General features: G+C 47.7%; 18 protein-coding genes. 3 read left to right on the plus strand and 15 right to left on the minus strand.

Annotated features, from left to right (window positions below; all coding sequences use genetic code 11):
* Positions 1 to 80: 80 nt before the first annotated feature.
* The 13 genes from lpxA to rpsB all read right to left on the minus strand — a co-directional run bounded on the left by lpxA (position 81) and on the right by rpsB (position 12,975).
* Positions 81 to 851, minus strand: a complete 771-nt coding sequence (gene lpxA / locus ACXAH1_RS06215) for an acyl-ACP--UDP-N-acetylglucosamine O-acyltransferase (RefSeq protein WP_475194880.1) — start codon at positions 849 to 851, stop codon at positions 81 to 83.
* 2 nt (positions 852 to 853) lie between these two features.
* A complete protein-coding gene (fabZ, locus tag ACXAH1_RS06220) occupies positions 854 to 1,306 on the minus strand; it encodes a 3-hydroxyacyl-ACP dehydratase FabZ (RefSeq protein WP_054015673.1) in 453 nt (150 codons plus the stop codon).
* Between the two features lie 11 nt (positions 1,307 to 1,317).
* On the minus strand, positions 1,318 to 2,358 hold the full coding sequence (gene lpxD, locus ACXAH1_RS06225; RefSeq protein WP_475194885.1) for a UDP-3-O-(3-hydroxymyristoyl)glucosamine N-acyltransferase: 1,041 nt from the start codon (positions 2,356 to 2,358) through the stop codon (positions 1,318 to 1,320).
* Positions 2,358 to 2,876 carry an OmpH/Skp family outer membrane protein gene (locus ACXAH1_RS06230; protein WP_253048824.1) on the minus strand — a complete coding sequence of 173 codons (519 nt, stop codon included), beginning with the start codon at positions 2,874 to 2,876 and terminating at the stop codon, positions 2,358 to 2,360. The genes lpxD and ACXAH1_RS06230 overlap by 1 nt, the downstream gene beginning before the upstream one ends.
* Positions 2,877 to 2,886: 10 nt before the next feature.
* The gene (bamA, locus tag ACXAH1_RS06235; RefSeq protein ID WP_475194889.1) at positions 2,887 to 5,358 is read right to left on the minus strand and encodes an outer membrane protein assembly factor BamA; all 2,472 of its coding nucleotides are present in this window, start codon (positions 5,356 to 5,358) and stop codon (positions 2,887 to 2,889) included.
* A gap of 67 nt (positions 5,359 to 5,425) precedes the next feature.
* Positions 5,426 to 6,778: a sigma E protease regulator RseP gene (gene rseP, locus ACXAH1_RS06240; RefSeq protein WP_475194891.1), complete on the minus strand. Its 1,353-nt coding sequence runs from the start codon at positions 6,776 to 6,778 to the stop codon at positions 5,426 to 5,428.
* Positions 6,779 to 6,786: 8 nt separating this feature from the next.
* Complete coding sequence (ispC, locus tag ACXAH1_RS06245; protein WP_475194894.1) at positions 6,787 to 7,974, minus strand: 1-deoxy-D-xylulose-5-phosphate reductoisomerase; 1,188 nt, start codon at positions 7,972 to 7,974, stop codon at positions 6,787 to 6,789.
* Entirely contained in the window at positions 7,971 to 8,837 is an 867-nt protein-coding gene (locus tag ACXAH1_RS06250) for a phosphatidate cytidylyltransferase (protein ID WP_253048832.1), read from the minus strand. Before ACXAH1_RS06250 ends, ispC begins: the two co-directional genes overlap by 4 nt.
* Positions 8,838 to 8,848: 11 nt before the next feature.
* Positions 8,849 to 9,622, minus strand: a complete 774-nt coding sequence (locus tag ACXAH1_RS06255; RefSeq protein ID WP_475194896.1) for an isoprenyl transferase — start codon at positions 9,620 to 9,622, stop codon at positions 8,849 to 8,851.
* A gap of 77 nt (positions 9,623 to 9,699) precedes the next feature.
* Positions 9,700 to 10,257 (minus strand): ribosome recycling factor, encoded by a 558-nt coding sequence (gene frr, locus ACXAH1_RS06260; RefSeq protein WP_010385751.1) that lies wholly within the window; start codon positions 10,255 to 10,257, stop codon positions 9,700 to 9,702.
* 84 nt (positions 10,258 to 10,341) lie between these two features.
* The gene (gene pyrH, locus ACXAH1_RS06265; protein WP_010385750.1) at positions 10,342 to 11,082 is read right to left on the minus strand and encodes a UMP kinase; all 741 of its coding nucleotides are present in this window, start codon (positions 11,080 to 11,082) and stop codon (positions 10,342 to 10,344) included.
* Between the two features lie 150 nt (positions 11,083 to 11,232).
* Positions 11,233 to 12,084: a translation elongation factor Ts gene (tsf, locus tag ACXAH1_RS06270; protein WP_125783261.1), complete on the minus strand. Its 852-nt coding sequence runs from the start codon at positions 12,082 to 12,084 to the stop codon at positions 11,233 to 11,235.
* Positions 12,085 to 12,246: 162 nt separating this feature from the next.
* Entirely contained in the window at positions 12,247 to 12,975 is a 729-nt protein-coding gene (gene rpsB, locus ACXAH1_RS06275; protein ID WP_049866374.1) for a 30S ribosomal protein S2, read from the minus strand.
* Positions 12,976 to 13,291: 316 nt separating this feature from the next.
* On the opposite strand from rpsB, the gene map reads away from it, so the two are divergent.
* The 3 genes from map (at position 13,292) to dapD (ending at position 17,703) form a co-directional block, all read left to right on the plus strand.
* The gene (gene map / locus ACXAH1_RS06280) at positions 13,292 to 14,083 is read left to right on the plus strand and encodes a type I methionyl aminopeptidase (protein ID WP_475194905.1); all 792 of its coding nucleotides are present in this window, start codon (positions 13,292 to 13,294) and stop codon (positions 14,081 to 14,083) included.
* Between the two features lie 162 nt (positions 14,084 to 14,245).
* Entirely contained in the window at positions 14,246 to 16,864 is a 2,619-nt protein-coding gene (glnD, locus tag ACXAH1_RS06285) for a [protein-PII] uridylyltransferase (RefSeq protein WP_475194910.1), read from the plus strand.
* A gap of 11 nt (positions 16,865 to 16,875) precedes the next feature.
* On the plus strand, positions 16,876 to 17,703 hold the full coding sequence (gene dapD, locus ACXAH1_RS06290) for a 2,3,4,5-tetrahydropyridine-2,6-dicarboxylate N-succinyltransferase (protein WP_253048838.1): 828 nt from the start codon (positions 16,876 to 16,878) through the stop codon (positions 17,701 to 17,703).
* Between the two features lie 52 nt (positions 17,704 to 17,755).
* On the opposite strand, the gene ACXAH1_RS06295 is transcribed toward dapD, so the two are convergent.
* Positions 17,756 to 19,843 carry a TonB-dependent receptor plug domain-containing protein gene (locus ACXAH1_RS06295; protein WP_475194914.1) on the minus strand — a complete coding sequence of 696 codons (2,088 nt, stop codon included), beginning with the start codon at positions 19,841 to 19,843 and terminating at the stop codon, positions 17,756 to 17,758.
* A gap of 254 nt (positions 19,844 to 20,097) precedes the next feature.
* Positions 20,098 to 21,297, minus strand: coding sequence for a helix-turn-helix transcriptional regulator (locus tag ACXAH1_RS06300; RefSeq protein ID WP_475194916.1), 1,200 nt, complete (start codon positions 21,295 to 21,297; stop codon positions 20,098 to 20,100).
* Positions 21,298 to 21,464: the final 167 nt, after the last annotated feature.

The following is a 21,464-nucleotide window of genomic DNA, read 5'->3' on the forward strand; positions in this document are numbered from 1 at the left end:
AAACGCCATACAGGCTGTATGGCGTTAGTATATCAGATACAGATATGCGATGTAGAAAGGTTATCGGCCGTTATATAAATTTAACGAACCAGGCCTCTTTCTGAGGTCGCAATAAAGTCAATCATTTGCTGTACACCAGCAAACTTAGCTGCGTCCTCACGCATTGCTTCCAATGCTTCGTCCAGCTTAAGCCCTTTACGGAATAGCGTTTTATACGCCCGGCGAATAGCCATGATCTCATCCGACTCATATCCTCGGCGCTTTAACCCTTCTGAGTTAATCGCGGCAGGTCGGGCCGGTGTACCCGTGGTTGTAACAAATGGCGGCACATCCTGATTTACGCCGCTGTACATGCCAACAAAAGCATGTGCGCCGATTTTACAGAACTGATGTACCCCGGAGTTACCGGCCAGAATGACAAAGTCGCCCACATGAACATGCCCAGCCACACTGGCGTTATTAGCAAAAATCACGTTGCTGCCAATGACAGCATCATGCGCAACATGGGTGTACGCCATAAACAAATTATTGCTGCCAATCTGGGTAATACCCTTGTCCTGAATCGTACCCCTATGAATAGTGGCACACTCGCGAATAATGTTGTTATCACCAATCACGAGTTTCGTTGGTTCATCCTTGTACTTTTTATCTTGACAGGCTTCGCCCACTGACGCGAACTGAAAAATGTGGTTGCCTGAACCAATCACGCTGGGTCCTTTAATCACCACGTGAGATTCAATTTTACAGTTATCCCCGATAACCACATCGTTGCCGATATAGCTATACGGACCAACCGATACGTTTTCGCCCAGCTGAGCACCTGACTCAATAATTGCAGTAGGATGGATCACACTTAAAACTCTCTTCTTGCACACATTATTTCAGCGCTACATACGACCTTACCGTCGACCTTAGCAACACCAGAAAATTTCCAAATATTGCGGCGCTCTTTAACAAATTCAACATGTAAATGCATGGTGTCACCAGGCACAACAGGTTGTTTGAAGCGCGCATTATCTATCGCTGCAAACAAGTATAGTTCATTATCGCCGCGGTTCTCGACTGTCTTAAAACCCAGAAGGCCAGTCGCCTGAGCCAGTGCTTCTAAAATCATCACGCCAGGGAAGATTGGCTGATCAGGGAAATGACCAGTAAAGATAGGCTCATTGGCAGTCACATTTTTAACTGCGTGTAAGTATTCACCTGGTTTGTGGTCAATGACCTTGTCTACCAGCAACATCGGGTAACGATGTGGTAGCAGCTTGAGGATTTCTTGAATATCGAAGCTATTTAATTCGTTGGCCAAAATAACATCCTTTAGTTATCAGTATGTTTAAGCTGTTCAGTGAGGCTTTCCAGCGCTTTCAGTCGCGCTTTAAAATCAGAAAGATTGCGTAGGTGAGCAATATTTTTACGCCACTCTTTATTGGTGGTGTGTGGCATACCTGATGAGTAAATCCCCGGCTCGGAGATCCCTTTGGTTACCATGCTCATACCTGTAATGACGACTCCGTCACACACTTCATTGTGTCCGTTGACAGCCACCATACCACCTATCTGGCAGTATTTACCGATTTTTACACTACCGGCCATAACACTACAGCCAGCAATGGCCGTACCGTAGCCAATCTCAACATTGTGTGCGATTTGAATTTGATTATCCAGGATCACATTGTCGTGGATCACAGTGTCATCCAGCGCACCACGGTCAATGGTCGTACTCGCGCCAACTTCTACGCGATTCCCGATAATGACGCTACCGAGCTGAGGAATTTTAACCCACTCTCCGCCTTCGTTTGCGTAACCAAAGCCATCGCTGCCAATCACAGCACCTGACTGAAATAAGCATGATTCACCAATAACGACTTCGTGATAAATGGTGACATTGGCCCACAGTTTAGTCTTTGCACCTATGCGGGTATGCTTACCAACAAAGCAGCCAGGGCCAATTTGCACGTCATCACCCAGCTCAACGCCCGCTTCTATAACGGCGTTGGCGCCAATGCTAACGTTCTGCCCAAGTTTAACGGATGTATCCACTGATGCCCGCTCATGAATACCCTGTGCGGCACTGGGTGTGGTGTCCATATATTGCGCCAACTTGGCATAGGCAACGTATGGGTTATCACAGATGAGCTTATTCCCGGAGAAGTGCTCTGCCTCACCAGGCGAGAGGATCACTGCACCTGCTTGCGTGGATGCAAGTTGGCTGCGGTACTTTTTATTCGCAAGGAACCCAATGTCCTTATCACCTGCATTGAGCAAGGTGGCGATTTTCTCAATTGGCTGAGCTGGATCGCCTTGTAAATCGGCGCCCAGTGCCTCAGCCAACTGCGACAAAGTGTAGTGTTTGGTCATTACTTTTTACTGACTACTTCAACAATTTTATCAGACAGGTCAGAAACTTTATCAGGGTTGAAGTAAATTGTCGTATCTTTTACTCGAACTTCGTCATATTTTCCTTTTTTGGCAACTTCTTCAATGGCATCAACGATCAGTTTCTGAACTTTTGCCAGTTCCTGGTTTTGACGCACTTTAATTTCTTGCTCAAGAGGACGACCTTTTGTAGCCAGCTCTTGCTGCATGCCCTGAATCTTTTTACGCAATTCAGCTTGCTGGTCTTCGCTCATTGTCGCGCTTTCACGCTTGAACTTTTCAGCTTCGAAACGGATGTCACCCTGTAGTTTTTCTAATTCTTGGCGACGTTCAGCGAATTCGGCTTGTAGTGTTTTTTCAATCTCGGCCATTTGCGGCAACTTACCATAAATGTTTTGCATATCGACCAGGCCAACTTTGTGTGCAAAAGCAGACGCAGACGCACCCATCATGAGTGTAGCCATCAGCGCCATGGCTGAAGTTTTAAATAGGTTTTTCACAATTAGCTCCTTAGAAAGTATTACTTATATTGAAGCTGATGAAGTCTGTTTCATCATCTTCTTCTTTTTTCAGTGGGTAGGCGAAACTGATCAGCATAGGTCCCATTGGTGAGATCCACTGTACAGATAAGCCCGTAGACACTCTGAATCGACTTGGATCAGAGTAGTCCGACAGTGTGTTATAAACACTTGGTGACAAGTTGGTGTAACGATCAACGTCAAACTCCGTATCCCAGACGTTGGCAGCATCAATAAAGAAGCTGGTGCGCACTGAACTGGTGTTTTCCTCGTCCATAAACGGAGTCGGAACAATCATTTCGATGCCCGCTAACGCTTTTGCATTACCACCGATACGACCACCCTGGATCAGGTTATCAAATTCAGGGTCGCCACCAATTGAGCCGGGTACTGTACCATCTGGCAATGGTGAACCGCCGATAGCGGTAGGTACACGCTGCAACGCGCGCGGCAAAATGGTGTTACGGTCAAAGCCGCGTAATTCCATTTCGGTAATACGGTAGAATTCCTGGAATGGCAGTGTTTGCTCAAAGCCGTTGACTTCTCCGTAACCATTACCATAGGCAAGTCCCGCGCGAGCAGAAAACACCCAGCGGTGGTCGTTACTGACTGGCCAGTAGAAACGTGAATCGTAGTTGATTTTAAAGAAGTTCAGATCCGAGTTAGGTGTGGTAACCCTGAAGGTGGCATTTTGGCGTGAACCATCTGTCGGGAACATACCACGGTTAACCGTAATGCGAGACCAGCCTACACTTAGCTCATACTTGGTAAAATCAAATCCGGCATCCGGATTGTCTTGATCGGTAAACGCTAGAACCATGACTCGAGACTGTTCATAGTTTGGAATGCGATCCAACTTCTCTTCTATCCAACGCACACCAAAGTTAATGCGGTTAACGGCATCAATTGGGAAACCGAAGTTTGTACCCAGACCATAGTTTGTCTGGTCATAATCAATCAGGCCCAGCTTACTACCGTCAAAGTCACTGTAGAAAACACTCGTCCCCTGAGATACGCCATCCGGTGTAAAATAAGGGTTTGTATAGGACACAGTGTAACGCTTAGAGCCGCGCCCCGTATTAATGTTAAACGCCAGCTGATTACCGGTGCCGAGGAAGTTAGACTCACTCACCCCAACGTTAAACTGCAAACCACCATATGAGCCATAGGCAACACCGGCCTGGAAGCTACCTGCTGGCTGCTCTTTTACTTTAAAATCAACGTCAACCTGATCGTCAATACCCGGAATTGGCTTAACTTCAAAGTCAACACTTTCCATATAAGGCAGACGTTGGATCTGTAGCTTTGAACGCTCGAGGCTTTGGTTAGATAACCAGGCACCTTCAAGCTGAGTCATTTCACGACGAACAACATGGTCCGCAGTCACTTGGTTACCGTTGACCGCTATACGACGCACATAAACACGTTTGCCCGGGTCTACGGCCAGCGTAAGCTTAACTTCTTTGTTTTCATCGTCAATATCTGGAACAGTACGTACTTCTGCATTGGCATACCCGAAACGTGCCAGATAGCTTTTAATAAACTCTTCCGAGGCGGTCACGATCGAACCGTTGTATAGCTCGCCACTTTTTAGAGGTATGACGCTGCGGATCAGCTCTTCGCGACCTAGTAAGTCACCAATGAACTCAAAGTCTTTTACCATGTACTGCTCACCTTCTGTGAGGTTTGCTGTGACATAAACCGACTCACGTTCAGGGCTGACAGAAACCTGAGTTGAATCGATATTGAAACGCAGGTAGCCACGGTCCAGATAGTAACTGCGGATCTTCTCCAGGTCACCTTCTATGGTTTGCTTCTGGTAGCGATCACTTGACATGAATTTCCACCAGGGTAAGTCTTGTTGCGACTCGGCCAGCTTTAACAGTTCTTCATCAGAGAAGAGCTCGTTACCTACCAGGTTAATTTGCCTGACGGATGCGGCGTCGCCTTCATTGAAATCCAGCTTCAGCCTGACCCGGTTTCTTGGTAACTCAACTATGCTCATTTCAATTTTGGCATTGTATTTACCAATACTGTGGAAAAACTCAATCAGACCTTTCTCTACGCTATCGATAACCGTTCTGTCGAGGGTTTCACCGGCACGAATATTTTGCTGGTCTAAACTTTCTTGTAGCTGCTCATCTTTAATGTCTTTGTTGCCATCAAACTCAATAGAGGCAATCGTGGGACGCTCTTTGACCTTGAAGATAACCTGGTTGCCATCTCTAAATGCGGCAATATCATCAAAGTGGCCTGACGCAAACAACGCCTTAATCGTCTTAGACACTGTGTAATCGTCAATTTGATCACCAACGTTGATTGGAATGTGCGTTAACGCAGCGCCCAGCGCAACGCGCTGCAGGCCTTCAACTTTCAAATCTTCTACGATAAAGGAGTTTTGCCCCAGAGCAGCAAAGCTCGCGCCCAGTAAACTCGTTACAGCTAAATGTTTTTTTATAGGCATTTTATTATCTTTATCCTTTACAGCTTACGGCGAACAGTGCGCCTCAATTGCTATCGCACCTAGCGGCCTAAAGCCTCGATACATCGTTAAGTAGTGCAAAACAAGTTAGCGCCAGGAGCACAACCGCACCCACCTTGTAGCCTAACTCTTGTGTCTTTTCAGAGACCGGTTTTTTGCGAATAAGTTCAATAAAGTAATACATTAAGTGCCCGCCATCTAAGACCGGCAGGGGTAAAAGGTTGAAAACCCCAAGGTTGACGCTAATTAATGCCAAAAAGCCCAAAAATGCGACAAACCCATAACTCACACTATTTCCGGCTCCAACAGCAATGCCAACTGGCCCACTGAGATTCTTGACCGATACCTGCCCGGTCAATAAATTACCAATCATCTCAAAACTGAGCGCCGTCAAGTCGTAGGTTTTTTTAACGCCCAGCACGATACTATCGAATACCCCGTATTGTCTAGTTTCAATATAGCCTTCCGGCCAGGGTTCAAGTACAGGAACAATCCCTAAATAGCCAGTCAGTACTCCAGAGCTGTCTTTTCGACCCTCAGGAGTTGGATAGAGGTCTACCTCCTCTGCCCCTCGTTGCACAACCAAATGACTGCGCTTTTGGGCTGAGGTTTGTACGAGCTGAACAAACTGAGTCCAGGAGTTAAGAGGTTCATTGTTGTAACGCAGCAATTTGTCGCCAACTTCCAATCCACCTTCCTCTGCCGCAGAGCCCTTAGCAACCTGAGCTATTTCCAGTTTCAGGTTGGGGCGATAGGGTTGGATCCCCACAGATGTCAGAGGCGGTACGTCCTGCTCGTCCAGTCGCCACTCCCGCGTATCGAGTTGACGTAAGGCAAGTTGACCTTTGCTGTCCTGGACTTTGAGTATCACCTCTGATTCGCCTAAACCACTCATCAGCGCAAACGTTACTTCCTGCCAGGACTGAACAACCTGTTCATCAACACTGATGATGCGGTCTCCGGATTGTACCTGCGCCTGTTCGGCAATGCTATTTTCAGCCACACCTCCAACAATGGGCTTGGCATTTTGCACCCCGACCATGTACATCAGAGCCAGTGCGAAAATAGCAAAGATGAAGTTTGCAAGTGGTCCGGCAGCTGAAATTGCGATTCTGGAAAGGACAGGTTTGTTGTTAAAGGACAAGTGCTGCTCTGACGCTTCAACCTCATCAACTCGTTCATCTAACATGCGAACGTAACCACCCAGGGGGATGGCAGCTATCACATATTCAGTACCGAGTTTGTCGTACCAGCGTACCAGGGGCTTTCCGAATCCGATAGAAAAGCGAAGTACCTTAACGCCTGCTTTTCTGGCAACCCAAAAGTGGCCATATTCATGTACAGCCACCAAGATCCCCAGTGCGACGATGAAAGAACCCAGGTTCCAAAAAAATTCAAGCATAACAGCTCCTACTTAGTGATCAGTTCCCTGGCCAGTCTGCGTGCTTGCGCATCCTGTGCCATAATCGCGTCCACAGAGTGTAATGGTTCCTGATGGCAGCGTTCAAGCACTTCGGCGTTGATGCGATAAATATCGCAAAATCCAATTTGCTCGTTCAAAAAGGCAGCGACGGCTATTTCATTTGCCGCATTCAACGTGGTCGTTGCAGACTGACCACTGCGACAGGCATCAATAGCAAGCTTCAAATTGGGATAGCGATTGAAATCGGGTTTAGTAAAAGTGAAATCAACAATATCCGCAAAATCGAGTGGTTTTACGCCGGCTTCGATTCGCTCGGGATAAGCCAGGCCATAAGCAATTGGCGTGCGCATATCAGGTTGCCCCATTTGCGCAATCACAGAGCCATCTATGTATTGCACCATGGAGTGGATCATACTCTGTGGGTGGATAACCACTTCAATGTCATCAGCCTGGCAATGAAACAGCCATTTTGCTTCGACAAACTCCAACCCTTTGTTCATCATGGTCGCGGAGTCTACGGAGATCTTCTGTCCCATTGACCAATTTGGGTGTGCGACAGCCTCTGCAACGGTTACATCGGCCAACGTATCAATGGCCCGGGTCAAAAACGGGCCGCCGGAACCGGTTAGCAGGATTTTTCGGATCCCTTGAGCGTCAAGGGCGGTGCTGTCACCCTTTTGCAGCGCATCAGGTAAACACTGGAAAATAGCATTGTGTTCGCTGTCTATGGGCAGCAAAGTTGCACCATGGCGCTTTACTTTATCCATAAACAATTGGCCAGACATGACCAGAGATTCTTTGTTGGCCAGCAGGACTTTCTTGCCCTGCTCTACCGCCGCCAGTGTTGGCAATAATCCCGCCGCACCGACAATGGCTGACATCACTATGTCAACGTCAGTGTGAGCGGCAATATCACACATGGCCTGAGTGCCACAGAGCACCTCCGTCTGCTGGCCACTCAGTGCTGCGCCTACTTCTCTGGCTGCTTCTTCAGCTCCCATAACGACATAGCGAGGCTGATGCTTCAGCGCCTGCTCAATAACCAGCTGCACATTACGTCCGGCAACCAGCGCAAAAACCTGATACTGTGTGCTATTTCGCTCGACAACATCCAGCGTTGATGTGCCAATAGAGCCAGTAGACCCTAAAATAACCAGGTTTTGCTTGTCACTCATAGTGTCACCGTCCAGGCATACAACAAGGCAAAAATCGGCGCAGCCGCAGTTAAACTATCGATACGGTCAAGAATACCGCCATGTCCCGGCAAACATTTGCCCGAGTCTTTTAACCCGGCTTCTCGTTTAAACATGCTTTCCAGCAAATCACCGACAGCAGAAAACAGCGCTATTACAACGGTTAAGCCGGCATACAATAGCCACTGGTGTTGCTCTACGTCGCTGCAATAGCAGAAAATAACCACAAACACGACAGACGTCAGTAAACCGCCTATCAACCCTTCAATCGTTTTATTGGGGCTAACATTGGGCATTAACTTGTGTTTGCCAAAATTCTTACCGGCAAAGTAAGCGCCTATGTCTGCACTCCAGACAATGCCCAGTACCACCATGATTAATACCGAGCCATATTGCTCTGCCTGATGATACTCTGCACTGCGCAGTACATTCAGTGCCAGCCATAGTGGAATTAAGGTCAAAAAGCCGGCGATGGTACGCATGATCATACCTTCATTCCAGGCTCTGGCCATACGCGGATAATTCATAACCAGAACGGTTGCAACCAGCCACCAGGCTGCGGCAAGCGTAAAGACATAGTTCGCATCTGCAACCAAACGCCCTTGTTGCCATAATTCAGTGATCGGCCAATGTACATGAAGAGCCGCCAGCACGGCTGCCATAATAAGGACATAGACGCCTTTGTGGAGGCGATTAGTCAGGCCTATAAAGGCCGCCCATTCCCAGGCGCCCATCAAAATAATGGCGCCGGCAATCACGCTAAATAGATTAAGTGGTGTGAAAAACACCAATAGTAAGGCCAGTGGCGCCAGCACCACCGACGTCATAACACGTTGTTTTAACAAACTTTATACCTTCAACTTGTTGTTTTGTGCTCGGCGAGTAATTGTTTTATTTGTTCGCCGGTACAACCGAAACGTCGCTCTCTGGACACGTAGCAGGCAAGTGCCTCTGAAAATGCTTCCTCATTAAAATCTGGCCATAGCGTTTCGGTAAAATAGAGTTCAGCATACGCAGCCTGCCACAGTAAAAAATTACTAATGCGATAATCTCCTCCCGTTCTGATCAGAAGATCGAGTGGGCTTTGATCCGCCATGGTTAGCTGTGATGACAGCGCCTCTTCCGTTATGTCGGCTGGCTGAATCTCACCATTCGCTACCTGCTGCGCAAGGGACTGGGTCGCTTGCATGATATCCCAGCGACCACCATAGTTTGCTGCAATATTCAGCTTCAAACCCGTGTTGCCTTCGGTTAACTGTTCTGCATCAGCGACTTTTTGTTGTAACCCGGCTGGAAAGCGCGAGATGTCACCAATGATAGATAGTTTCACATTATTCTTATGGAGCTTTTTAACTTCTTTACTCAAAACAAACAGGAATAATTCCATCAAAGTGCTGACTTCGTCTTCAGGACGACGCCAGTTTTCGCTACTAAAGGCGAACAACGTCAATGACTCTATCCCTAGCTTAGAGCAAAACTGCACAGCACTGCGAACTGAATCGACCCCTTTCTTGTGTCCAAATGCTCGGGGGCGTTTACGCGCCTGAGCCCAGCGACCATTTCCATCCATAATGATGGCAACATGCTTGGGCAGAGATTGCTGTGAAATTGCGTCAGCGGTTAAAATCATAGTGCCTATTTAAGTAAAAAAAAACGCCGTCTAGTATACCTTAGACGGCGCTGCAAACCTAATAAATTTGTGGTTGCTTAGATTTCCATCAGCTCGGCTTCTTTCGCGCTCAGCTGAGTGTCCATCTCTTTGATAAACTTATCAGTTAGCTTCTGGATCTCGTCTTCTGCCTGACGTGCTTCGTCCTCAGAAATCTCTTTGTCTTTAAGTAAAGACTTAACGTCACCATTTGCATCACGGCGGATATTACGTACCGCAACACGGCCACCTTCAACTTCGCCACGTACGATCTTGATAAGGTCCTTACGACGCTCTTCAGTCAATGGAGGAAGTGGAACACGGATAACAGTACCGGCAGACATAGGATTCAAACCTAAATCAGACGCCATAATCGCTTTTTCTACCGCTTGTGCCAGAGACTTGTCGAATACGCTGATAGCCAGTGTACGAGAGTCTTCAACCGTCACGTTAGCAACCTGATTCAGCGGCGTGTCAGCACCATAGTAAGATACTGAAATACCATCAAGTAATGCCGGGTGTGCACGGCCAGTACGGATTTTAGACAGCTGGCTTGCCAGCGCAGCTACACTTTTTGTCATGCGCTCTTGCGCATCTTTTTTAATATCATCAATCACAGTGCTATCCTATTCTTTACTGTATTAATCGGACTCAGCTGGCGAGTTTAATTACTGTTTTGGCTAGGCTTTTCACCTAAGTCCTTACTCTGCAGCTGGTTGTGTACTGATTAAAGTGCCTTCTTCTTCACCCATGATAACACGCTTTAGCGCGCCTGGTTTGTTCATGTTGAATACGCTCAAAGGCATGTTGTGGTCACGAGCCAGGGTAAATGCCGCCAGGTCCATAACCTTTAATTCTCTTTCAATCACTTCATTGTACGTCAGGTGACGATGGAGTTCTGCGTCCGGGTTTTTCACCGGATCATCACTAAATACACCATCTACTTTAGTCGCCTTGATCACCGTATCCGCTTCGATTTCGATACCACGCAGACAGGCTGCTGAATCTGTAGTGAAGAACGGATTACCGGTACCCGCTGAGAAGATCACGACGCGACCTGATTTCAGCAAGCTGATTGCTTCAGCCCAGTTGTACGCATCACATACACCATTAAGAGGAATGGCAGACATCAGTCGGGCATTCACAAACGCACGGTGCAGCGCATCACGCATCGCCAAACCATTCATGACAGTTGCCAGCATACCCATGTGGTCACCCACTACGCGGTTCATACCCGCTTCGGCCAAAGAGCCGCCACGTAAGAAGTTACCGCCGCCGATAACCAAACCCACTTCTACGTCGAGTTCTACAAGTTCTTTTATTTCTTGGGCCATACGATCCAATACTTTTGGATCGATTCCAAAGCCTTCATCTCCCATCAAAGCTTCGCCGCTAAGTTTAAGAAGAACGCGTCTAAAAACAGGTTTTCGATTGATAGTCATAATTTCCGGGCCAAATTAAAAGTGAGATACAAAATAACCGCGCTTATGCTACACATAAATGCGCGGTTATTTTAGAGAATTTTGTGCAGTGACGCAAAAGCAAATCTCGTCTCGAGGGAGCTTTTGCATCACTTAATCACCTATGCGTGATTATTCGCCTTTCGCAGCTGCGATTTGAGCAGCAACTTCAGCAGCGAAGTCTTCTTCTTTCTTCTCGATACCTTCACCAACTTCAAGGCGAATGAATGAAGAAACAGAAGCACCTTTCTCTTTCAGGTACTCGCCAACAGACTTCTTAGGCTCCATGATGAACGCCTGACCAGTAAGAGAGATCTCACCAGTGAACTTCTTCATGCGGCCAACAACCATTTTCTCAGCGATTTCAGCAGGCTTGCCTTCGTTCATAGCGATTTCAACCTGAACCGCTTTTTCTTTCTCTACAACCTCAGCAGGTACGTCTTCTGGGTTTAGGTAGTCAGGCTTAGACGCAGCAACGTGCATTGCAACGTGCTTCAGAGTCTCTTCGTCAGCGTCACCAGTTACAACAACACCGATACGGTCGCCGTGACGGTATGCAGAGATGTTTTCGCCGTCGATGTACTCAACGCGACGAACGTTGATGTTTTCACCGATTTTAGCAACTAGTGCAACACGTGTTTCTTCGAACTGAGCTTTCAAAGTTTCGATGTCTGTCTTAGCTTCAGCAGCAGCGTCAAGAACAGTGTTAGCGAAACCCAGGAAGTTTTCGTCTTTAGCAACGAAGTCAGTTTGACAGTTAACTTCAAGAAGAGCAGCGAAACCTTCACCTTGCTTGATCAGGATTGTACCTTCAGCAGCAATGTTACCAGCTTTTTTAGCAGCTTTAGCAGCACCGCTCTTACGCATGTTCTCGATCGCCAGATCGATGTCACCGTTAGTTTCAGTCAGTGCTTTTTTACAATCCATCATGCCAGCGCCAGTACGCTCGCGAAGTTCTTTAACTAGGGCAGCAGTTACAGCCATTAGAATATCCTCAATTCTGAATTCGGTTTTTTGATAAGCGAATTACCGCTTGTAAAGAATATCAAGTCTTCGGAAAAATAAGATGAAGACTTGATGACAGCTTAGTGCGTTACAACCGGCCACCCGCACACCTGTGTTGCCAGTGGCACGGTTTGTAATCTATTACTCAGCTTCTACGAAGTCGTCGCTTTCAGCTTGAGCAACGATGTTGCTTTCACGACCTTCAGTGATAGCAGTCGCAACAGCACCAGTGTAAAGCTGGATAGCGCGGATCGCGTCATCGTTACCTGGGATGATGAAGTCAACGCCATCTGGGTTAGAGTTAGTATCAACAACAGATACTACTGGAATGCCCAGGTTGTTTGCTTCACGGATAGCGATGTGCTCGTGGTCAGCATCGATGATGAAGATAGCGTCTGGAAGACCGCCCATATCTTTGATACCACCAAGGCTCTTCTCAAGCTTTTCCATTTCGCGAGTTTTCATCAAAGCTTCTTTTTTAGTCAGCTTCTCGAAAGTACCGTCTTGGCTTTGAGTCTCAAGGTCTTTAAGACGCTTGATTGACTGACGAACTGTTTTCCAGTTAGTCAGCATACCACCCAACCAACGGTGATTTACGTAGAACTGCTCGCTTTGAATAGCTGCTTCTTTAACTGCTTCGCTTGCAGCGCGCTTAGTACCTACGAAAAGGATTTTACCTTTGTTAGATGCAACGTTCGAAAGGAACTTAAGTGCATCGTTGAACATAGGAACAGTCTTTTCCAGGTTGATGATATGTACACGGTTACGAGCGCCGAAGATGAAAGGCTTCATCTTAGGGTTCCAGTAACGAGCCTGGTGACCGAAGTGAACACCAGCTTGAAGCATATCGCGCATTGAAACGTTTGCCATTTGTATTTTCCTCTAATTTAGTTAGGGTTAGGCCTCCACATATCCCATAACACCAACAAGTTCGAAAATTCGGTTACCCGACAATTTGTTCCGCGCTTGCACCCAAGTGTATGTGTCGATATGTGTGTGTGTTAAAATTAAATTTCGTGTTGTCTTCGTTACAAACAACCTGTGAGCCGAACCCGGCTGAAAGATTTATTTGTAAAAAGACGGCGCGCTTTATACCATATAAAAGAAATTAACTCAACGTTTGGGCTAAAAATCGTTCATAAACTAGCCTGGTGTTGTTGCGTCGAAACTATGACTTGGAGTCTCAATGAGTGCAGTGATCAAAACCCCTGAAGAAATCGAAAAAATGCGTGTTGCCGGTAAGTTAGCCGCTGAAGTATTAGAAATGATTGAACCTTATGTCAAACCAGGGGTGACGACCGATGAGCTGAATACCATTTGTCATAATTATATCGTGGATGTGCAGCAGGCAGTCCCGGCACCACTTAACTACCACGGTTTCCCGAAGTCAATTTGTACCTCTGTAAATCACGTCATTTGTCACGGTATTCCAAACGACAAACCGCTTAAAGAGGGCGACATCATCAATATAGATGTGACTGTCATCAAAGATGGTTATCACGGCGATACCTCAAAGATGTTCTTTGTTGGTACGCCGAGTATTCAGGGCAAACGCCTGAGCGAAGTCACTCAGGAAGCACTGTATATCGGTATTCGCATGGTGAAGCCTGGCGTACGCATTGGTGACATCGGCGCTGCGATTCAAAAATATGCCGAGGGCTTTAACTACTCTATCGTACGTGAATATTGCGGCCACGGTATTGGTGCTGAGTTCCACGAAGAGCCACAAATCGTTCACTACGGCAAACCAGGCACCGGAGAAGCACTACAGGCCGGTATGTGTCTGACCATTGAGCCTATGGTCAATGCAGGTAAACGCCACTGTAAACTGCTTAAGGATGACTGGACTGTGGTCACCAAGGACCGTAGCCTGTCTGCCCAGTGGGAACACACACTGCTGGTAACTGAAAATGGGGTAGAAATCCTGACACTGCGCAGCGACGACACCATTGAGCGAGTGATTGAGCACACAGCTTAAGCTGAACTCAAAAACGCCACCAGCCGGTGGCGTCTTGCTTAGCAGGCTTGTATGCTGCCTTTTCATCCATTTAAGCGCCCTTACCCTATCACTTTCTCGCATTTTTTTGCCACTTAGTGTAAAACTGAGCTGTGAGTTTTGCGCGCAACATAGGGAGCCCAGGTGGCACTACCAAACAAAGTAAAAACGCTTCTCGACGAAGCGCAAACCTTGAATGACTACAAAAACTGCCAGGCCTATTTTTATAAATGGCTAAACAATCAGTTTTCTAAGCAACCAGTCCGACAGCTTATCAATGCCCGAGCTGAGTTTATAGACAGGCTGCTGATCAAGCTCTACTCCGACACCGGATTGGCCCAATTTCCCGACCTCGCCCTCATTGGCGTAGGTGGATATGGCCGCGGTGAGCTGCATCCGTATTCAGACATCGATTTCCTCTTGCTCTGTAAAGTGGAGCCAGGCCCTGAATTAACAGGATCATTAGAGTCTTTTATGACTTTGCTGTGGGATCTGAACCTGGACATTGGCCACAGCGTGAGGACCCACGAGCAGGTGCTGGAACAAAAACGCGAAGACGTGCACTTTACCACCAGCTTGCTGGAAAGCCGCTTAATTTGCGGTAATCACGTGGAGTTTGAGCGTCTTAAGAGCCATATTGTCGAAACCCCCATCTGGCAGTCCGACGAGTTTTTTATCGCCAAAGTCAAAGAGCAGCGCCTGCGACGTAAAAAGTGCCACGGTACGGCTTATAACCTTGAACCGAATATCAAAGAGAATCCCGGCGGTCTGCGCGACCTGCAAACCATTTTCTGGGTGGCCAAAAAACACTTTCACGCCGAAACGCTGGAAGAACTGATAAGCCACGGCTACCTCACGCATGAAGAATATCAGGAGCTACTGGAGTGCCTGGAAAATCTCTGGAACATCCGTTTTGCACTGCACCTGGCGGCGGGGCGCAGCGAGAACCGCCTGCTCTTTGACTATCAGCCGCATGCTGCAGAACTATTAGGGTTTGGCTCAGAAGGCAAAGCCTCCGTTGAACGCATGATGAAACGCCTGTTCCGGATCATGAGCCGGGTACGGGAAATGAACCAGATGCTGCTGGCGTATTTTGAGCAGAGTATTTTACCGGATCAAAGTGAACAAACCGTAATTCCGCTCGATAACCACTTTGAGCGTGTTGGCAATAAAATTCGGGTGAAAAACCCTTCCGTGTTCTTTCGCCGGGAAAACCTCATTTTATTGTTTGAGCATATTGCTGATCATCCTGAAATTACCGACATTGATCCCAGCACCATTCGTACCGTGCGTCAGGTAAGACGACGCCTGCTCGGCGATTTACAGGATTATGCAGCCTGCCGTGACGCGCTGATGCGCTTGCTTAAACACCCCAACGGTATGGGTCGCGCATTTACCCTGATGCATAAGCACGGGATCATTGCCGCCTATTTACCACAGTGGCGCAATATCTTTGGCCAGATGCAGTTCGACTTGTTCCACGCCTACACCGTGGATGAACATACCCACAAGCTGATCAACAATATTTATCGCTACTTCAGTCATGAGCATCAGCATGAGTTTCCGCTGTGCTCTGAAATTGTCACCCGCATGGATAAGCCCGAGTTACTGTATTTGGCAGGGATTTTCCATGACATTGCCAAAGGCCGTGGCGGAGATCATTCAGAATTGGGGGCTGTAGATGCTTCAGCCTTTGCACGCATGCATGGTTTTTCTTCGTCCGACAGCAAACTGGTAGCCTGGCTGGTCGAAAATCACCTGCTGATGTCGGTCACCGCGCAGCGTAAGGACATCAATGATCCGGATGTGATCAACGAGTTTGCCTCGCGCATCAAAAATGAGCGCCAGCTTGATTATCTCTACTGCCTGACCGTTGCCGATATTCGCGCAACCAATGACAACCTGTGGAATGACTGGAAGAATACGCTATTGCGTGAGCTCTACTTACTCACCCAGCGAGCATTGCGGCTTGGGCTTGAAAACCCCATGGACATGCGAGACCAGATCCGCGACAAGAAACAGCAAGCCAAACAGCGGCTTATTAACAAGGATTATCGCGAAGACCTGATTGATATGATCTGGGCGCGCTTTAAAGCCAACTACTTTACCGCATTTAGCGAGCAGCAAATTTCCTGGCATACCGAATACCTGCTCGGTCGTGATGATTTGAGTCAGCCTTGTGTGGTGGTTTCTGAACAGCCTATGCATGGCGGGACTCAGGTATTTGTCTACGCACCTTACGAAGCCAGCCTGTTTGCCAAACTGGTGGCCGTGATTGGCTCCAAAAAAGCCCAGATCCAGCATGCGCAGGTCCTGACTACCAAAGATGGCTACGTGGTCTTTAGCTTTGTCATTCTGGAAGTGGACGGTCGACCTATCAGCGGTGGCCGGGCCAAAACCCTGCGCCGCAGCCTGGAAGTGATCCTGACCGATCCGAAAAAGAAAATACGGCTCAAGAAAAATCGCTCACAACGCTTTAAAGACTTCAATATTAAACCTAAGGTTGTGGTACGCCCCCATGCACGCAGCGACCGCAACCTGATAGAGATCCAGGCGGTAGATATTCCCGGCCTGTTGACTAAAATAGCCGAGGTATTTCAGCTTCATTCACTGCACATTCACGCCGCACGCATTACCACTGTGGGCGAACGTGCAGAGGACTTTTTTGTGGTCTCGGACAAAGATTATCAACGTCTCAGTGAAGATGCCAAAGCATCACTACATCGCTCACTGATGAAAAAACTCAATGCAGAATCTGAATAAATGAGGACACTATGTCGGATTTAAAAACCATTATTGAACAAGCCTGGGAAAAACGCGATACCATCACGCCAAGTGATGTGTCTCCTGAGGTTAAAAATGCCATTATTGATGCGCTGGCCATGCTGGACTCAGGCGCAGCCCGGGTTGCGGAAAAGATCAGCGGTGAGTGGGTTGTACATCAGTGGCTAAAAAAAGCGGTGTTGCTGTCATTTCGTATCCGCGACAACCAACCTCTGCACGATGGCGTCAATCAGTTTTATGATAAAGTCCCGCTCAAGTTCAGCGACTATACACCAGAGCAATTTCAGCAAGGTGGTATGCGCGTCGTGCCTAACGCCGTCGCACGTCAGGGCAGCTTTGTCGGTAAAAACGTGGTGCTGATGCCGTCTTATGTCAATATTGGCGCGTATGTAGACGAAGGGACCATGGTTGATACCTGGGCGACCGTAGGGTCATGTGCACAGATTGGTAAAAACGTGCACCTGTCAGGTGGTGTGGGCATTGGCGGTGTACTGGAGCCATTACAGGCCAACCCAACCATCATTGAAGACAACTGTTTCATCGGCGCCCGCTCCGAGATTGTTGAGGGTGTGATCGTGGAAGAAGGGGCTGTGATTTCTATGGGTGTGTATATTTCACAGAGTACCCGCATCTATGACCGCGAAACAGGTGAGATCCATTATGGCCGGGTACCAGCCGGTGCGGTAGTGGTGCCTGGCTCACTGCCGAGCAAAGATGGTACGCATAGCCTGTATGCCGCCATTATCGTGAAAAAAGTGGATCAGCAAACCCGTGAAAAAGTGGGGATTAACGCCCTGCTTCGCTCTGTACAGGATTAATAAGCTGTGAACTCAAAGCCCGGCATAATAACCGGGCTTTGTGATTGTGACCTCAGAACTCCCATTTAACGCCAAACGACGGGATAATAGGTAACCAGTGACCCCGCTCTTCTTTTTTAAGCAGCTTTCCCTGCTCATTGACCGTATAGCTTGTACGCTCAATGCAGCATTCATTGTCAAAGTTCAGGGCATTGGACACTTCAAAAAATACTGTTAACTCGCTGTTTGATAAAGGATAGATTTTGTGGATCCGGAAATCGACTCGTTTATAGTTTCCCAGTTTACGCTGGTTTCGCGCATTCAGACTGCGCTTTATCTCAACCTGCCCCCCTGCAGTTTTCTGCAAAGAGCCTGACTCTCCGGTGAGCGGCCACCCCGAGTGAAAATACATCAATCCACTAAGCTGCCAGCCATTATCGAACTCATAGCTACTTGCCAGCTTCACAGAGTGCCTCTGGTCCCAGCTGCGCGGGTACCAGTGCCCGTTTATACTGTCCTGTGCGTTAGACCAGCTATAACTTGCCTGCCACTGCCATTGCGGCGAAATACTGTGCTGAAAACTCAGCTCAACGCCTTTGACTCTGGCGGACTGAGGCGCAACCTGATACCTGTCTGCCTGCCCTTCAGGTAAGAACTCATAAAGATCAAAGGCATTTTCATACCATGGGCGAAGGTCAGAGAGTTTTTTCAGATACGCCTCGGCGCGCCACTGGAAACTCGAACTGAGTCCCCCCTGATAGGACAAAATCATATGCCGGGCTTTTTCTGCACCGTGAAATTGTGTGATACCGTCAGCAACCTGCAGGCCAAGTATCTCCTCAGGCTGATAATAATCACCGGCACTCAGGGAAACTCGATGACCTTCTGTAAACTGATACAAGAGCGCAACTCTGGGGCTCCATTGCGATCGGGTGAATCCATAGTAATCTTGTTGATCCCAGCGCAAGCCCAGCTCAGCTACCCAGGCCTCAGAGATCCGCCAGCGGTCACTCAGATAGGCACCAAACACATTGCCGGATGCGGTTAACCGGGTCTTACGATAGCGATAGTCTTCACCACCATAATTGAGCCGATACCAGGCTTCCATCCAGTAGTCATATTCCGCGTCCAGGTATTTAGCGTCAAAGCCCGACTCGATGTAATGATCTTCGCTAAGATGCCACTGCCAATCCTGCTTCAGGGAATAGGCGTAAAAAAATTTATTATCATCCAGAGTAAGCCAGATTTCCGTGGGGTCATACTGACCACCACGCCGGTCTTCCTCTACTTTGGCAACCGACAATAAGGTCTGACTACTCAGATCTGTACGCCAGTCTGAATTCAGTACAGTCCAGAAATAAGCGCTACTGTACTTACCACTCACCTTTTCCTTGACCTGATATTCTCTGGTGCCATCCCATTCTTGAAAGGTATCATCAAGTATTTCGTCGTCCCAGGCATACAGGAAATGTCCCGACAGAGCATGCGTATCCGACAGGTTGTAGCGCACTTTTATAAACAGGTCGGCATAGATGGGCTCGAACTTATTAGACTCATCTTCAATCGCCTCAAGCACCAAGTCCAGATAGCCGCGTCGAGCAGACACCATCCAGGAGCCCTGCTCATTTGCAAATGTGCCTTGTGAACCTGCTCTTGCATTGATGAAGCTAACCCCCAAACTATTTTTTTGTTCGGCTATATCATAAATGCTGTCGATGGCCATAACGCCGCTCATTTTGTTGCCATAGCGCGCTGTAAACCCACCACTGGAAAACTCTAACGCCCCTACGTTCTCAGTGTCTACTATGCTGAAGGCACTGTTGAAGCTCTTCATATGAAATGGCCGGTACAGCTGCTGTCCATCCAGTAAGACAAGTACTTCATCCGAGTGGCCACCACGAACAAAGAAATTAGCAGAATAATCTCCGGCTGCCACACCGGGTAAACTCGGCATAAGACGAAAAATATCGTCGGCTATGTGGGGCATGACTTCTATGTGTTCTTTGGACAGGAAGTGCGCTTTTTGCTCAGCGGCAAGCGTATACTGACTGCCGCTAACCGTAATACGCTCCAGGTCCGTTTCCGGTGAGCTGGCGCAGACCACTGCGGTGTTCAGCGAAACATAGACAGCAGTTGCCAAAGGGAGGTTGGGTAAAGTCATACTAACCCCCCGTGACGCATTGACTGGACATGCACCTCTACCTGAGATGCATGATAAACATATCTGATGAAAGAGCTGTGCTGGCGGTAGTGAACATAGGAGGGTGTGTACTGAGCGAATATCAGGTGCCGATATCGCAAATGGGACAACTGCCATTGCTGACTGGGAACTTGTCTTGTCATTGTTGTTTTCTCCATCGAAATAACAATGACATCCTGATGCGTCAGCTCACTACAGTCGTCCTGCTCGACAGATCAGGACAACTTTTCTGCGAGCTGTTTGTGCTGTTTTCGGTATTCCCCTGGCGTTACTCCGGTATATCGTTTAAACGCCCCGTAAAACGCAGATCGTGAATTAAAGCCGCTGTCCAGCGACACATCAAGAACACTCCTGTTCGGGTGCGCAAGCAACTGCGCCTGAGCATGTGTCACTCTCAGCTGATTAATAAAATCGAAAAAACTGACCTTTTTACTTTGGTTGATTGCCTGAGAAACATGGTGCCGTGAATGTCCACTCGCACAGGCCAAATCATGCAGTGTCAGATCCGGGTTTAAAAAAAGCTTTTCATCCTGAACCTGGTGTTCAATCAACCTGCAAAGCTCAGCAGCCAGCGTTTCAGAAAGGGCCGAATTAACGTACTTGTCTGTTTCGGATTTATCTAGAACAAGGTATTGATTACTTTGGATAAATATTTCTGGTTGACGCAAGCCATAATAACTCATCAAGTAGAACACAATCACAACGCCCAACTCGGAGAAGAAGAATACCCGCTCTCCGATTAGCCAGTCGTAGTGACACCCTATACCGGTACCATGATCAATACAGGCCATAGCATTCACCTCGATGGCCTCGTCGAGAAACCACAAGCCATACAGCGAGCCAAGCATGAGCAATAATCGCTTCAGCCAGTTCAGATTTATCAGCTCAAGTGACGAAAAGTTATTTTCTGAGACTATCTGATAGGTGCTAAGTCGACGCCACGATAAAACCAGATAAATTGCGACCTGGATCATAGCCCCAAAAATAAACACATTTTCGTACCAGGACAGATACCAAACGGGTAAATCCGGCGCATACATGTCACCATACAAAAACTGCCATTTACTCTGAGCGTCAAGTAAATAAAAAGGCGTGGCACACAGCGCAGCGATGAAGAATGGCAACAGATGCGTGCGAACAAAAGGAAGGTAAGCTGGCGAAGTTAATCTGCGTACATAGTAGTAAAAGCAAGGCGCCAATAAAAAGGTAACGGGCTCCTGAAAGCCTATCAAATGAGGGACGTAATAAAACGCGCCACTTTCATCGAGCAAAATAAAGAACAGTAGCGCAACAAAGCACTGGATACACAAGGCAAGCATTCGGTTAGCATCATTCGCTGTATTTTTGCGGATGAGCTCATAACTGAGATACAAGCCGTGCAGGCAACCCAAAGATAATATAACCAGTGTAAACATCTTGATTTATCCACATCAAAGCGATTCCCCGTGGCGGGTCATTAGCGTGTGGCTTTATTGTTAATTATTATCACATAGTGTGTTCCCTTATTGGCGAAAATGCAAGGCACTATGTAGAGTGCCATTTCGTCATAAACTGGATGAGAAAATGGCACTGGGGCAAAAAG

It is taken from the genome of Pseudoalteromonas sp. AWH4_217 (genome assembly GCF_056161105.1).

Excerpts from the sequence above, each read along its gene's own strand:
- rseP (WP_475194891.1), bottom strand. The coding sequence starts at position 6,778 with ATGCTTGAATTTTTTTGGAACCTGGGTTCTTTCATCGTCGCACTGGGG.
- tsf (WP_125783261.1), bottom strand. The coding sequence starts at position 12,084 with ATGGCTGTAACTGCTGCCCTAGTTAAAGAACTTCGCGAGCGTACTGGC.
- ACXAH1_RS06295 (WP_475194914.1), bottom strand. The coding sequence starts at position 19,843 with ATGACTTTACCCAACCTCCCTTTGGCAACTGCTGTCTATGTTTCGCTG.
- ispC (WP_475194894.1), bottom strand. The coding sequence starts at position 7,974 with ATGAGTGACAAGCAAAACCTGGTTATTTTAGGGTCTACTGGCTCTATT.
- dapD (WP_253048838.1), top strand. The coding sequence starts at position 16,876 with ATGTCGGATTTAAAAACCATTATTGAACAAGCCTGGGAAAAACGCGAT.
- rpsB (WP_049866374.1), bottom strand. The coding sequence starts at position 12,975 with ATGGCAAACGTTTCAATGCGCGATATGCTTCAAGCTGGTGTTCACTTC.
- pyrH (WP_010385750.1), bottom strand. The coding sequence starts at position 11,082 with ATGACTATCAATCGAAAACCTGTTTTTAGACGCGTTCTTCTTAAACTT.
- lpxD (WP_475194885.1), bottom strand. The coding sequence starts at position 2,358 with ATGACCAAACACTACACTTTGTCGCAGTTGGCTGAGGCACTGGGCGCC.
- bamA (WP_475194889.1), bottom strand. The coding sequence starts at position 5,358 with ATGCCTATAAAAAAACATTTAGCTGTAACGAGTTTACTGGGCGCGAGC.
- ACXAH1_RS06300 (WP_475194916.1), bottom strand. The coding sequence starts at position 21,297 with ATGTTTACACTGGTTATATTATCTTTGGGTTGCCTGCACGGCTTGTAT.
- ACXAH1_RS06255 (WP_475194896.1), bottom strand. The coding sequence starts at position 9,622 with ATGATTTTAACCGCTGACGCAATTTCACAGCAATCTCTGCCCAAGCAT.
- map (WP_475194905.1), top strand. The coding sequence starts at position 13,292 with ATGAGTGCAGTGATCAAAACCCCTGAAGAAATCGAAAAAATGCGTGTT.